Raw genomic sequence first — 13,497 nt, forward strand, 5'->3', positions numbered from 1 at the left:
AGGAACAATTCAAATTGTAGCGTCGTCCCGAGGCTTCGGGATTAACCCGATGGAGAAAGATCAAAGAATCAAAGAATCAAAAACAAACAATTTATAATTTACATTCACAATTAATCATCAAATCAATCATTTAAACAATCAATCATGAGAAATTTTACCATTTATCTTATTCTTTTCTTCTTTTTAATAGTAAGTAAAGTAATAGGACAGGAAACCTTTGAGTCAAGAGCAAGAGCAATTGCGGTTAAAATTGAGAAAATCACCAAAGAAGAAAAAGAAGCTTTAAAACAAGAAGTAGAAGCTGTAAATGTGCAGTTATCTGAAGGGAAAATAACTCAGGAAACAGCTGATAAACGCAAAAAAGAGTTAGCCGAAGCGAGAGCTGTAATCATTGAAGAAAAAGTAACGCTGGCGCAGAATGAACTTAATGATCTGGTACAGCAAAAAGTAGATGGTAAAATTAAGGAAGATTCAACCAGAACATTTACATTTAAATGGAAGCACAGAGAAAAAGGCAAAGATTCTATAAGAGGCGAAAAAAGAACTACTTCTCAATTTGTTTTTGCAATGGGTTTGAATAATACAATGGCCGACGGAAAACTTCAGGATTCAAATTATAGTTTTATGGGGTCTCATTTTTATGAATGGGGAATTAATTATAATTCAAGATTACTAAGCAATAATAATTTACTTCATGCAGTTTATGGAGTTTCTCTAATGTACAATAATATTCGACCAACAGATAACCGTAGTTTTGTAGTAAATGGAGATCAGACCAATTTGGTAATTAATGCGACAAATCTGGATGAGTCTCGTTTTAGAAATGTTTATATCGCAGTTCCTTTACATTTAGAATTTGATTTTTCTAAGCCAGTAGTTAAAGATGGTAAAACGTACTTTAAAACGCACAAAAGTTTCCGTTTTGGAATCGGGGGCTACGCCGGAATCAATGTAAAAACAAAACAAATTTTGAAATTTGAAGACGAGGATTTAAAATATAAAACGACTATAAAAGGCGATTATAATGTAAATAATTTTATCTATGGACTGAGTTCTTATATCGGTTATAAAGACATCAGTTTGTATGTAAAGTACGATTTGAATCCGTTGTTTCAGGATAACATAATCAAAGAGAACAACATTTCCTTAGGTTTGCGTTTAGATTTAAATTAGAATACAGTTGAGTTAGTTAGTAGAAAATGTGCTTCAAACGAAGCACATTTTTTATTTTAAGGAGTGAAATTCAGAATTGATTTGTGTACTTTTACTCCCCTTAAAAATTTAAAATATTAAACGTTTTGATTTCACAAAATACCATAGATACTGTTTTTGAAACTGCTCGAGTAGAGGAGGTTATCGGCGATTTTGTTAATTTAAAACGTGCCGGTAGTAATTTCAAAGGATTAAGTCCGTTCTCAGACGAACGTTCGCCGTCGTTTATGGTATCTCCTGCAAAAGGAATCTGGAAAGATTTTAGTTCTGGAAAAGGAGGGAATTCTGTTGCATTTCTAATGGAGCATTCTCACTTTACTTATCCTGAAGCTATTCGATATCTGGCCAGAAAATACAACATTGAGATTGAAGAAACCGAGCAGACAGATGCAGAAAAAGCCATTACAGACGTTCGCGAAAGCATGTATTTGGTTTCAGAATTTGCAAAAGAATATTTTCATAAAACACTTTTAAATACAGAAGAAGGAAAAGCAATCGGACTCTCGTATTTTAAGGAAAGAGGTTTTACAAGTGAAACGATCAAGAAATTTAGTTTAGGATATTCGCCGGAAACCTGGGATGCTCTTACCAAAGAAGCTTTAGGTAAAGGCTATAAGCTGGAATTTCTGGAAAGCACAGGTTTGACAATAGCAAGGGAAGATCGTCCTTTTGACCGTTTTAAAGGCCGTGTAATGTTTCCTATAGAAAGTATGTCGGGACGTGTTTTAGGTTTTGGAGGACGTATTTTGACCAATGATAAAAAAGCAGCCAAATATCTGAACTCACCAGAAAGTGATATTTACCATAAAAGTAAAGTTCTTTACGGAATTTTTCAGGCCAAGCAAGCTATTGCAAAACAGAACAACTGTTATTTGGTTGAAGGTTATACTGATGTTATACAGTTTAATCAAGCCGGAATAGAAAATGTTGTAGCGTCTTCAGGGACAGCTTTAACACCAGATCAAATTAGATTAGTAAATCGTTTGACTAAAAATATTACAGTTCTTTTTGATGGAGATGCAGCAGGATTGCGTGCTTCTATTCGTGGAATTGATTTGATTTTGGAAGAAGGAATGAACGTGCGGGTATGTACTTTTCCTGATGGAGAAGATCCGGATAGTTTTGCAAGAAAAAATTCTCACGATGATTTAGTTGCTTATTTAGAAGAAAACAGCAAAGATTTTATACAGTTCAAAGCTTCTATTTTAATGAATGAAGCAAAGAATGATCCGATAAAAAAGGCCGATCTGATTCGAGATATGGTTACGAGTATTTCTAAAATCCCAGACCGTATTCAGCGTGAAGTTTACATACAGGAATGCGCCAGAATCATGGATATTTCTGAGCAGGTTTTGGTAAGCACACTAGCACAGCTGATTCAAAAAGATCTTGCAGAAGTTAATAAAAAGCAAAAGCAGGAGCAAAAACCTTTTGAAGTTTATAGGAATCAAAATCCAAAAAACACAGGGTATTCAGGAGGCGATCCAGAAGATCCAAGAGTAGGACCGCCAGATGGTTATCCAGGCGAGCCTGGATATATGGAAGAGCCAGCAGGAAAAGTAGATATTTTGTATGGTTTCGAAAGAAAAATTATCGAAATATTATTGCTTTACGGAAATGTCTTAGAGGATTTTGAAGATGTTTTTCTAAAAGCAGATGAAGAAGGAAATGTAAAAGAAGTTTCTGAAAAAAGAAAATATAAAGTATATGAGAAAGTTTATCTAAGTCTTCAGGAAGATGAGGTGGAACTCTCTAATACATTGTTTCAGGATATTTTTAACAATATTATGGAGTTTTATAACCAGAATGAAACTTTTAGTTTAGATAAATATTTGATGCATTTACAACCCGAATTTGCACAGGAAGTAACCAATATTTTAATGGAAGATGAAAAAGTTGTAATTCACAATTGGGAAGGACAGAATATTTTTCCAAAACAAAAAAACGAAACAATCGAACAAAATGTTTCAGATACAATTTTTTCTATGCGCTGGTTTCTGGTTTCAGGAATAATATCAGATTTAAAAAATTCACTGCTTACAGATCCGCAGGAAGACAACTCTGAACTTTTGTCTATGGTTGTTGATTATTCTAAATTATTAAACAATTTTTCCAGAAAACTGGGCAGAGTAGTAGTTCCTTATCACTCCTAAAAAGAAAAAAGCTCTATAAATCTAGTGGAACGTGATTTATAGAGCTTTTATAATTTCCGATGACTTAAAAAAATGATTTAAGGCAGTCGAGAAGGTATTAGATAATTTCTAAAGTCTTAGCTTTATTAACTAAGTCAACTAAATTAGTAACATTTAATTTAGTCAATAATCTTAATTTGTAAGTACTGATCGTTTTCTCGTTCAGATTTAAGATTTTAGAGATTTCATTGTTTTTCTTACCATCACTTAAATAACGTAAAACCTCGATTTCACGATTAGAAAGTTTTCTGTACAAACGTTCGCTTTTGCTTTGTTTAGCAATAAGCGCCATGTTTTTACGTACAGTTTCATTGATGATAATTTTACCTTCGTGTACTTTAATAATAGAAAGACCTAGTGTTTCAAGTTTTTCTGTTTTGTGCACATACCCTGATACTCCAGCTTTGATAGCATTTGGTGCATACATTTGTTCTGCCAGATCACTGAAAATGACAATTTTTGTTTTAGGAAAGTTTTTCAGGATAGATTTAACTTCAAAGATGCTTGAAAGACCTTCTAACTCTAAGTCTAGAATTAGGATGTCGATCTCCTTCGTCTGAAGAATGTCTCTTACCATTGAAAAATTGCCCACATTGGCAACAATTGAAATTTGATCGTGGTCTTTGAAATACGACTTAACGCCAAAGTGCGTAACAGGATGATTGTCTGCTAGACATACTTTAATCATAATTTTACCTTTTTAGAATTGTTCATGTTTTTGGAACTGTAAAATTAATAAATAAATTCTGTAATTAATTGTCGTAAATGTTAAAAAGTTTTATTTTAACAATTTTGGTATCAAACAGACCGGAATTGGATCCATTTTATGCTTGTTGCTGGTGTTTAATCGTTTATAAATTTCAAAGACAGATTTTTCTCTCCCACTGAAGTCAGCTACCGTATTTCCTGACTCCGATGCAAGCATAGCCCATTCCAATTCGTCATAACTTGCGCCTAGTTGATCTTCATCGGTGCGGTTATCTCCAAAAAGTCCATCTGTTGGTGCAGCAGTCAAAATTGACTCCGGAATTGTTAAAAATGCACCTAAAGCATACACATCTGATTTCATTAAGTCTGCAATTGGACTTAAATCGACGCCGCCGTCTCCATATTTTGTATAAAATCCTACACCAAAATCTTCAACTTTATTTCCTGTACCGGCAACTAACAAACCATGAATTCCTGCCAAATAATATAAAGAGGTCATTCTAATACGTGCGCGTGTATTTGCGAGTGATAAATTTACCTTTGCTTGGTCATCTGTTGTTGGCACAGCAGCTTTAAAAGCTTCAAAAGTCGCGGTTAAATCAGTTTCTACACTAGAAACATTTGGAAAACGTTTTTTTAATTGTTCAATATGTTCTTTCCCTCTTGAAACTTGATTTGGAGCCTGATGGATAGGCATTTCTACGCATAAAACTTTTAATCCTGTCTGTGCGCATAATGTAGAAGTTACAGCAGAATCAACACCGCCAGAAATTCCGATTACAAAACCATTTACTTTTGCGTTCTCAGCATAATTTTTTAACCACTCTACAATGTGGGCATTTACTTTTTCTGTTTGAATTGTACTTTTTTTAGCCATAATAGTTCAAGTTTTAAGATACAGGGATGTATATTTGCAGAATTATTTTGAGTATCTGTTTACTTTTAAATTCTTGCAACACAAATCTAATTAAAATAAAATGAAAATATATCGCTTCGCAGTGGTTCTGTGCTTGTTTTTTTTGTCCTGTGATCAAAAAACTAAAGTAGAAAAAGAAGTTGAAGAAATCCCTGTTGATATCAAAGTAGAACGTTTTGATAAAGTGTTCTTTGAAACCAAACCAGAAGATCTGGCCAAAGTAAAAAAACAATATCCTTTCTTTTTTCCTGCAGGAAACGACGATAAAGTCTGGTTAGAAAAAATGCAGAATCCGATCTGGAAGGAAGTATATACGGAGGTGCAGCAAAAATATGCCGATTTTGAACCTGTCCGTAAAGAATTTAATCTGCTTTTTCAGCATATAAAATATTATTTTCCAAAAACAAAAACGCCCAAAGTAATTACAGTAATAGGCGAAATGGATTATAATGCGAAAGCTATTTATGCAGACAGTCTCGTAATTGTGGCTTTGGAATTATATTTAGGAAAAGAACATAAATTCTATCAGTTTCCGAATTATTTGAAGCAAAATTTTGAAGAAAGACAGATAATGCCAGATGTAGTTTCGAGTTTTGCTTACAGAAACATTCCTAATTCTTCAGATAAAAGCTTAGTTGCTCAGATGGTTTTTGAAGGAAAATTGCTGTATGCAAAAGATTTATTGCTGCCGGAGTATACAGATGCAGAAAAAATGGGCTATACGCCAGAACAAATAAAATGGAGTGAAGAGAATGAAAACTATATCTGGCGTCATTTTATTGAAAATGAAATGTTATACAGTGTAGATCCAAAATTAACAACGCGATTTATTGCGCCGGCTCCGTTTTCTAAATTTTATTTAGAAATAGATAACGATTCGCCGGGAAGAATTGGTGCCTGGATCGGCTGGCAGATGGTGCGTTCTTATATGAAAAACAACAATGTTACGTTATCCGAATTATTAAAAACAGAAGCAAAAGAAATTTTCGAAAAATCAAAATATAAACCTAAGAAATAATGGCAGATACAATAAATTCAGAAATTAAATTCAATATAGAATTAGACGAAAACCGTGTTCCGGAAAAATTAACCTGGAGTGCACAGGACGGCGGTGTGCAAGCCGAAGAAGCAAAAGCGATCATGTTGTCTATTTGGGATAGTAAAGCCAAAGAAACGATGCGTATTGACTTGTGGACAAAAGACATGCCGGTTGATGAGATGAAAATCTTTTTTCACCAGACTTTGGTTGCGATGTCAGATACATTTAAGCGTGCTACAGATGACGAAAAAATGGCAGATACAATGAAAGATTTCTGTGATTACTTTGCAGAAAAACTGGATTTGACGAAATAATTTCTCTGATATTCCAAAATATAAAAAATCCCAAATTCCAATTGATACTTGGAATTTGGGATTTTTTATATTTTAAGGTTTTCCTCTTATGTTAAAATTTAAAACTGATTATTGTTTTTGAAAACTTCCTGATTTACTTCGTCGATGTAAGATAAAAGTTCTTCTTTTCCGATTGATTCTGTAGATGAGGTTACAAAATAATGAGGCATTTCGGCCCAGTTGTTTGCAAACATCTGCTTTTTGTAAGCTGCAATATGCGAATCAACTTTTACTTTACTGATTTTATCTGCTTTTGTAAAAATAATACAAAACGGAATCTCGCTTTCTCCCATGTAAGACATAAATTCAATATCTATATTTTGGGCTTCATGACGAATATCAATTAGAACAAAAGCGCAAACCAATTGTTCTCTTGTCTCAAAGTAATCTGTAATAAACTGCTGAAAAACAGATTTTGTTTTTTTAGAAACTTTAGCATAACCATAACCTGGTAAATCTACCAAAAACCAATTGTTGTTTATCTTAAAATGATTAATCAATTGTGTTTTTCCTGGTCTTCCAGAAGTTTTTGCTAAGTTTTTATGATTGGTAATCATGTTTATTAAAGATGATTTACCAACATTTGATCTTCCGATAAAAGCGTATTCCGGCAAAAAATCTTGTGGACATTTTGTAACATCAGAATTACTGACAATAAATTCGGCGGTATTAATTTTCATGTTATTGGTTTTTAAACCTCTTTAAAAGTCGAAAGTTAGTGCTGGAAATTGTTTTTTGACAGCCAGTCTTCCAGAATGGTATTAAATTCATCAGGGTGCTCCATCATAGCAGCATGTCCGCATTTGTCTATCCAATATAAACTTGAATTAGGTAGTAAATTATGAAATTCTTCAGCAACATTTGGAGGTGTAACCGAGTCATTTTTACCCCATATAATACAGGTTTCAACCGTCATTTTTGGCAAATCTTTAGCCATATTATGACGAATGGCACTCTTTGCAATAGTAAGCGTTTTGATTAGTTTGATGCGGTCATTTGCGGTTGCATAAACTTCGTCAATAAGTTCCGGAGTTGCAATTTTAGGATCATAAAATACATCTTCAGCTTTCTTTCTGATGTATTCATAATCTCCTCTTCTAGGATAACTGTCTCCCATTGCGCTTTCGTAAAGGCCAGAACTTCCGGTTATTACAAGACCTGCAACTTTTTCAGGATATAATTTTGTGTGATAAAGAGCGATATGCCCTCCTAATGAATTTCCTAACAAAATAACCTTATCAAAACCTTTAAAAGTGATAAAGTCTTTTACATATTTGGCGAAACTTTTTACATTCGTTTTTAAAATGCTCTGGGTGTAGATTGGCAAATCTGGGATAACAACTTTGTATCCTTTTGTTGGGAAATATTGTGCTACACCATCAAAGTTACTAAGGCCTCCCATTAATCCATGTAAAATAACAATAGGAGTTCCTTCTCCAGCTTCAAAATAGCTGTATTTGCCTTCTTTTTTGTAGTGTTTGTCCATCTAATCTAGTGCCAATTTCAATTTGGACAAATATAGGGTTTAATAAATAAAAATGGTTTTTTGCTGCCGTTTTTTAACTACATAATTTCCATTTATACGCTAAGTATTTAAAAATCAGGTTTTATAGTCTTTTTTCTATTATTGCTCAAATGTTAAGAAATCTGCATTATAACCAATTTTTTAAGAAAAACTGCACGTAATTTTTTTGATTGATCAGCATAATTATCAATACGCTAATTAATAGCTAACATATTGATTAGTTATGAATTAACGAAAGTGGTAGGGAAGTGGTTAAACTTATTAACAAAGTGGTATTTTGTGGTAAAATGTGGTAAAATTTTTTATATTTTTGCTGTATAACATCTTAAAGAGTTTTTTTGAACACAATTGTTGGAACATATGAGTGTAAAGTCGATGCTAAAGGGAGGCTAATGATGCCTGCGCCCCTAAAAAAGCAATTGGCTTCATCTCTTCAGGACGGATTTGTCTTGAAGCGCTCGGTTTTTCAGCAGTGTTTAGAGCTGTACCCAATGGATGAATGGAATCTGATGATGCAGAAGATTAACAAGCTTAATCGTTTTGTAAAAAAGAACAACGATTTTATTCGAAGATTTACTGCCGGCGTAAAAGTGGTAGAAATTGATGCTCTGGGCAGGCTTTTGGTTCCTAAAGATTTGGTTGCTTTTTCGAGCATTTCTAAAGATGTTGTTTTCTCATCTGCGGTTAATATTGTGGAGATTTGGGATAAGGATTTATACGAAAAATCAATAAGCGGCGAAGATATGGATTTTGCAGATCTAGCCGAAGAAGTAATGGGAAATATTAATGACGACGACAATGGAATATCATAATCCGGTTTTGCTTCATCCTACGGTAGATGGTTTAAATATTAAACCTGACGGCGTGTATGTAGATGTTACGTTTGGCGGTGGAGGTCACTCAAAAGAAATTTTAAGGCGATTGGGGCCAAACGGAAAATTATTTGCTTTCGATCAAGACGAAGATGCGCTTGCAAATGCATTACCCGATGAAAGGTTTACCTTAATTAATGAGAACTTTAGATTTATTAAAAGATTTTTACGTTTTCACGGTATTAAATCTGTAGATGGAATTTTGGCAGATTTAGGAGTTTCGTCTCATCAATTTGATGTGCCGGAAAGAGGTTTTTCTACCAGATTTGATGCTGAACTTGATATGCGGATGAGTCAGAAAAATGATCTCAATGCTTATCGAGTAGTTAATGAATATGAAGAACAGGATTTACGTCGTGTTTTTTTTGATTATGGAGAGTTGAAAAATGCTCCGGTTTTGGCAAGAACAATTGTAGAGGCCAGAAGCGGTTACCCAATCAAAACCACAGATGAATTAAAAGAAGTTCTGGCGAAACATTTACCAGAAAGAGTTCGAAATAAAATATTGGCTCAGATTTATCAGGCTATCCGTATTGAGGTAAATCAGGAAATGGATGTTTTAAAAGAGTTTATTGAGCAGTCGTTAGAACTTTTGAATCCGGGTGGAAGATTTTCTGTAATCTCTTATCATTCTCTAGAAGACAGGCTGGTAAAAAGATTTATTAAAAACGGAATGTTTGAAGGAGAACCTGAACGTGATTTTTATGGAAATTTTTCAGTTCCCTTTAAAACCATCGGAAAATTGATTGTTCCGGACGATGCTGAAATTAAAATCAACAACAGAGCAAGAAGTGCAAAACTGAGAATTGCTGAGAAGATATAATATATATAGGTAGAAAATGAAAAGCGGTGTATTTGACATATTAAAAGCAAGATTTCTGATTAACGATGACGCATTAAAAAACTGGCGATTCATTGTTTTTATCATTCTGCTTGCTATTTTGATGATTGCGAACACACAACGCTATGAACAAAAGGTTTTTGAAATTGCAAAACTAGGGAACGAAGTAAAAGAATTGCGTTCTGAATTTGTAGACAGAAGATCTGAATTAATGAAATTAAAAATGGAATCAACTATATCGGATAAAATGCTTGAAAAAGAGATTTATCCGTCGACAGTTCCTCCAGTAAAAATAGAAGTAAAAAAAGAAGAAGAAAAAAGTTTCTTTAAAAGAATATGGCAGTAGAAGATAAACATATATCCTACAGAATTTACCTCGTAGCAGTTTTCATCTTTGTGATGGCAATTGCTATTGTTGTTAAGTTAACTAATATTCAATGGGTTGAAGGAGATCATTACAGGAAACTGGCAAAACAGCGTACTGTTAGAAATTTTGTAATTCCGGCGAATAAAGGAAATATCTATTCTGCAGACGGAAGTCTGCTGGCAACTTCTATTCCTAATTATGAAATTAGATTTGATGCGAAAGCACCAAAAACAGAAACTTTCGAAAAGTATGTAAAAGCATTATCGGATTCTTTAGTAACTGTTTTAGGTAAATCCGGAAGTTATTTTGAGCAGGAATTAAGAAGAGCGAGAGATCATAAAAATCGTTATTATTTGATTGCCCGTAATTTGAGTTATACAGATTACGTCAAAATAAAAGGATTTCCATTGTTCAAATTAGGTGCTTTTAAAGGAGGTATTATCGTAGAACAAGAAACTGTTAGAAAACATCCGATCGGCAAAATTGCCGAAAGAACCATTGGTTACGATCGTATTGACCCTGCCACAGGAATAGAAGTTGGGAAAGGAATTGAGTGGGCTTTTAAAAACTACCTGAACGGAAAAGACGGAAAAATATTAAAGCAAAAAATAGCAAAAGGCCAATGGAAACCTATTCGTGATATAAACGAAGTAGATCCTATAGATGGTTACGACGTAATCTCTACCATTGATGTTTTTATTCAGGATATCGCGCATCACGCTTTGTTGAAACAATTAGAGGATTACGGAGCAGATCATGGCTGTGTTGTAGTTATGGAAACAGAAACAGGTCATGTAAAAGCGATTTCAAATTTAGGAAGACAAGAAGACGGATCATATACTGAAACTACAAACTATGCTGTAGCAGAGTCTCACGAGCCAGGATCAACTTTTAAATTGGTCGATTTAATGGCAATTTTAGAAGATAAAGTGGCAGATACGAGTACGGTGTATGATAGTCATGGCGGTGTAGTTAAATATTACGGAAGATCTGTACGCGATTCGCATACAGGTGGTTATGGAAAAGTTTCTTTAGCTCGTGGTTTTGAACTTTCGTCTAATACAGTTATGGTTCAGGCAGTTTATGAGAATTATAAAAGCAATCCAAAAAAATTCGTTGATCATATCAGGGATTTTGGTTTAAATAAAACTTTAGGATTACATTTTAAAGGAGAAGGAAGACCTATTATTCCATATCCAGGAGATAAAAGCTGGTCTGGAATTTCACTGCCGTGGATGGCATTTGGATATGAAGTTTCAGTTACGCCAATGCAAACACTGGCATTTTACAATTCGGTTGCAAATAATGGCGTAATGGTAAAACCACAGTTTGTATCAGAAATAAAAGAATGGAACAATACAATTAAAAAGTTCGATACAGAAGTCATTAATCCAAGGATTTGTTCACCTGAAACGATTAAAAAACTAAGAGCTGTTTTGTTGAATGTGGTTAAAAAAGGAACGGCTTCTAAGTTGTATTCGAAAGATTTTTCGATGGCAGGAAAAACAGGAACTGCTCAGATGAATTATGGAGGAAAAGACGGTAAATCAGCGTTGTATTATGCTTCTTCATTCGTAGGATATTTTCCGGCAGATCATCCTAAATATTCTTGTATTGTGGTAGTTCATAAACCTAATACATCAAAAAATAATTATTACGGAGCAGACGTTGCGGGTCCGGTTTTTAAGAGGATTGCCCAAAAAATATTTACAGATGCGCCATCAACCAATAAAATTAAACAGCTTGATTCTAAAATTCCAAAACAAGAAATCAGTTATGATAAGTTTGACAAAGAATCAAATAAAAAACTAAATCAGATTCCAAATTTAAAAGGAATGCCGGGAATGGATGCAGTTGCTTTGCTGGAAAATCTTGACGTAAAGATAAAAGTAAAAGTTATTGGAGTAGGAAAGGTAAAAAAACAATCTATTCAGGCGGGGCAAAATATAATTAAAAACACAACAATAGTATTAGAATTATCGTGAAAATACTTAAAGACATATTATATAAAACAGCTATTGAATCTGTAAAAGGTTCAACAGAAATTGCTATCTCTAAAATAGAGTTTGATTCAAGAAATATTGAAGAAAATGATGTTTTTGTAGCAATTCGCGGTTCAATTTCTGATGGGCACGATTATATAGAAAAAGCAATACAATTAGGAGCTGTGGCTATTATCTGTGATACTCTTCCAGAAAATACGACCAAAGGAATTACCTATATTCAGGTAAAAGATACCAATGCGGCTTTGGCTTTTATGTCGGCAAATTATTTTGGAAATCCTTCTGAAAAATTAAAATTAGTAGGAGTTACAGGTACAAACGGTAAAACGACTATTGCTTCATTATTGTTTCAATTGTTTGAAAAAGCAGGATTTAAAGTCGGCCTGCTGTCCACTGTAAAAATAATGGTGGATAAAACCGAATATAAAGCAACACATACTACACCAGATTCGCTGACAATCAATCATTATTTAAATGAAATGATAGAAGCAGGAGTGACGCATTGTTTTATGGAAGTAAGTTCTCATGGAATTCATCAAAAACGTACAGAAGCGTTGCATTTTGTGGGCGGAATTTTTACGAATTTGTCACACGATCACTTAGATTATCATGCAACTTTTGCTGAATACAGAGATGTTAAAAAATCATTCTTTGATTCGTTGCCAAAGACAGCTTTCGCTTTATCAAATATTGATGACAAAAACGGAACGGTAATGCTGCAAAATACTGTTGCAAGAAAATTGACATACGCATTAAAATCATACGCAGATTTTAAAGCTCAGATTTTAGAAAGTCAGTTATCTGGATTATTGTTAAAGGTGAATGACAATGAGGTTTGGGTAAAACTAATTGGAACTTTTAATGCTTATAATGTTTTGGCAATCTACGGAACAGCTGTAGAATTGGGAATGGATAGTTTGGAGGCACTTCGTTTACTTTCTGATTTAGAAAGTGTTTCGGGTCGATTTCAATACATTGTTTCAGAAGGAAATATTACTGCGATTGTAGATTACGCACATACGCCAGATGCATTAGATAATGTATTAAAGACAATTAATGACATTCGAACTAAAAACGAACAATTAATTACTGTCGTAGGCTGCGGCGGAAATAGAGATAAAACCAAAAGACCAATTATGGCAAAAATTGCAACAGATCTCAGCGATAAAGCAATTTTGACATCTGATAATCCGAGAAATGAAGATCCGGAAGTGATTTTGGATGAAATGGAAAAAGGTGTAGAGGCTCATAATTATAAAAAATTATTGAGAATTACAGACAGAAAGCAGGCTATTAAAACGGCTTGTCAATTGGCTCAGCCAAATGATATTATTTTAATTGCCGGAAAAGGGCATGAAACCTATCAGGAGATTAATGGAGTTCGTCATCATTTTGATGATATGGAAACGGTAAAAGAAATTTTAGAGCAGCTAAACAAATAACAACGAATTTTTAAGTTCAAATGCCAC

General features: G+C 33.8%; 13 protein-coding genes. 9 read left to right on the forward strand and 4 right to left on the reverse strand.

Annotation, left to right across the window (positions count from 1 at the left end):
- The first annotated feature begins 144 nt into the window (after positions 1-144).
- Together B0A68_RS01365 and dnaG are read left to right on the forward strand one after the other, a co-directional pair.
- Positions 145-1,173 (forward strand): hypothetical protein, encoded by a 1,029-nt coding sequence (locus B0A68_RS01365; RefSeq protein ID WP_035685417.1) that lies wholly within the window; start codon positions 145-147, stop codon positions 1,171-1,173.
- Positions 1,174-1,298: 125 nt separating this feature from the next.
- Positions 1,299-3,365 carry a DNA primase gene (dnaG, locus tag B0A68_RS01370; RefSeq protein ID WP_035685415.1) on the forward strand — a complete coding sequence of 689 codons (2,067 nt, stop codon included), beginning with the start codon at positions 1,299-1,301 and terminating at the stop codon, positions 3,363-3,365.
- 97 nt (positions 3,366-3,462) lie between these two features.
- Here the strand turns inward: dnaG and B0A68_RS01375 are convergent, their stop codons facing one another.
- Complete coding sequence (locus B0A68_RS01375; protein WP_026730588.1) at positions 3,463-4,092, reverse strand: response regulator transcription factor; 630 nt, start codon at positions 4,090-4,092, stop codon at positions 3,463-3,465.
- Between the two features lie 90 nt (positions 4,093-4,182).
- Positions 4,183-4,989 carry an NAD(+) synthase gene (gene nadE / locus B0A68_RS01380; protein ID WP_035685412.1) on the reverse strand — a complete coding sequence of 269 codons (807 nt, stop codon included), beginning with the start codon at positions 4,987-4,989 and terminating at the stop codon, positions 4,183-4,185.
- Positions 4,990-5,089: 100 nt separating this feature from the next.
- Here nadE and gldB point away from each other — a divergent pair, with 100 nt between their 5' ends.
- Together gldB and gldC are read left to right on the forward strand one after the other, a co-directional pair.
- Entirely contained in the window at positions 5,090-6,046 is a 957-nt protein-coding gene (gldB, locus tag B0A68_RS01385; RefSeq protein WP_035685410.1) for a gliding motility lipoprotein GldB, read from the forward strand.
- Complete coding sequence (gene gldC, locus B0A68_RS01390) at positions 6,046-6,381, forward strand: gliding motility protein GldC (protein WP_035685408.1); 336 nt, start codon at positions 6,046-6,048, stop codon at positions 6,379-6,381. The genes gldB and gldC overlap by 1 nt, the downstream gene beginning before the upstream one ends.
- 98 nt (positions 6,382-6,479) lie before the next feature.
- Here gldC and yihA read toward each other — a convergent pair whose 3' ends face one another.
- Both yihA and B0A68_RS01400 read right to left on the reverse strand, forming a co-directional pair.
- Positions 6,480-7,100, reverse strand: coding sequence for a ribosome biogenesis GTP-binding protein YihA/YsxC (gene yihA, locus B0A68_RS01395; protein WP_035685405.1), 621 nt, complete (start codon positions 7,098-7,100; stop codon positions 6,480-6,482).
- A 35-nt stretch (positions 7,101-7,135) separates the two neighbouring features.
- The gene (locus B0A68_RS01400; protein ID WP_035685403.1) at positions 7,136-7,906 is read right to left on the reverse strand and encodes an alpha/beta fold hydrolase; all 771 of its coding nucleotides are present in this window, start codon (positions 7,904-7,906) and stop codon (positions 7,136-7,138) included.
- Between the two features lie 377 nt (positions 7,907-8,283).
- Here B0A68_RS01400 and mraZ point away from each other — a divergent pair, with 377 nt between their 5' ends.
- From mraZ to B0A68_RS01425, 5 genes are read left to right on the forward strand one after another with little or no spacing between them, the layout of a single operon-like run.
- Positions 8,284-8,757, forward strand: a complete 474-nt coding sequence (gene mraZ, locus B0A68_RS01405; RefSeq protein WP_035685400.1) for a division/cell wall cluster transcriptional repressor MraZ — start codon at positions 8,284-8,286, stop codon at positions 8,755-8,757.
- Positions 8,732-9,640 (forward strand): 16S rRNA (cytosine(1402)-N(4))-methyltransferase RsmH, encoded by a 909-nt coding sequence (gene rsmH, locus B0A68_RS01410; protein ID WP_205623789.1) that lies wholly within the window; start codon positions 8,732-8,734, stop codon positions 9,638-9,640. Before mraZ ends, rsmH begins: the two co-directional genes overlap by 26 nt.
- A gap of 16 nt (positions 9,641-9,656) precedes the next feature.
- Positions 9,657-10,004 (forward strand): FtsL-like putative cell division protein, encoded by a 348-nt coding sequence (locus B0A68_RS01415; protein ID WP_035685397.1) that lies wholly within the window; start codon positions 9,657-9,659, stop codon positions 10,002-10,004.
- The gene (locus B0A68_RS01420) at positions 9,995-12,010 is read left to right on the forward strand and encodes a penicillin-binding protein (protein ID WP_035685395.1); all 2,016 of its coding nucleotides are present in this window, start codon (positions 9,995-9,997) and stop codon (positions 12,008-12,010) included. The genes B0A68_RS01415 and B0A68_RS01420 overlap by 10 nt, the downstream gene beginning before the upstream one ends.
- The gene (locus B0A68_RS01425; protein ID WP_035685393.1) at positions 12,007-13,470 is read left to right on the forward strand and encodes a UDP-N-acetylmuramoyl-L-alanyl-D-glutamate--2,6-diaminopimelate ligase; all 1,464 of its coding nucleotides are present in this window, start codon (positions 12,007-12,009) and stop codon (positions 13,468-13,470) included. Before B0A68_RS01420 ends, B0A68_RS01425 begins: the two co-directional genes overlap by 4 nt.
- Positions 13,471-13,497 lie beyond the last annotated feature (27 nt).

The sequence above is a fragment of the Flavobacterium reichenbachii genome, assembly GCF_002217435.1.
In the GTDB taxonomy this organism is placed as follows: domain Bacteria; phylum Bacteroidota; class Bacteroidia; order Flavobacteriales; family Flavobacteriaceae; genus Flavobacterium; species Flavobacterium reichenbachii.

Bases quoted from the DNA above. Each gene is read 5' to 3' on its own strand.
- B0A68_RS01365 (WP_035685417.1), top strand. From the start codon at position 145: ATGAGAAATTTTACCATTTATCTTATTCTTTTCTTCTTTTTAATAGTA.
- B0A68_RS01375 (WP_026730588.1), bottom strand. From the start codon at position 4,092: ATGATTAAAGTATGTCTAGCAGACAATCATCCTGTTACGCACTTTGGC.
- nadE (WP_035685412.1), bottom strand. From the start codon at position 4,989: ATGGCTAAAAAAAGTACAATTCAAACAGAAAAAGTAAATGCCCACATT.
- gldB (WP_035685410.1), top strand. From the start codon at position 5,090: ATGAAAATATATCGCTTCGCAGTGGTTCTGTGCTTGTTTTTTTTGTCC.
- gldC (WP_035685408.1), top strand. From the start codon at position 6,046: ATGGCAGATACAATAAATTCAGAAATTAAATTCAATATAGAATTAGAC.
- yihA (WP_035685405.1), bottom strand. From the start codon at position 7,100: ATGAAAATTAATACCGCCGAATTTATTGTCAGTAATTCTGATGTTACA.
- B0A68_RS01400 (WP_035685403.1), bottom strand. From the start codon at position 7,906: ATGGACAAACACTACAAAAAAGAAGGCAAATACAGCTATTTTGAAGCT.
- rsmH (WP_205623789.1), top strand. From the start codon at position 8,732: ATGACGACGACAATGGAATATCATAATCCGGTTTTGCTTCATCCTACG.
- B0A68_RS01415 (WP_035685397.1), top strand. From the start codon at position 9,657: ATGAAAAGCGGTGTATTTGACATATTAAAAGCAAGATTTCTGATTAAC.
- B0A68_RS01420 (WP_035685395.1), top strand. From the start codon at position 9,995: ATGGCAGTAGAAGATAAACATATATCCTACAGAATTTACCTCGTAGCA.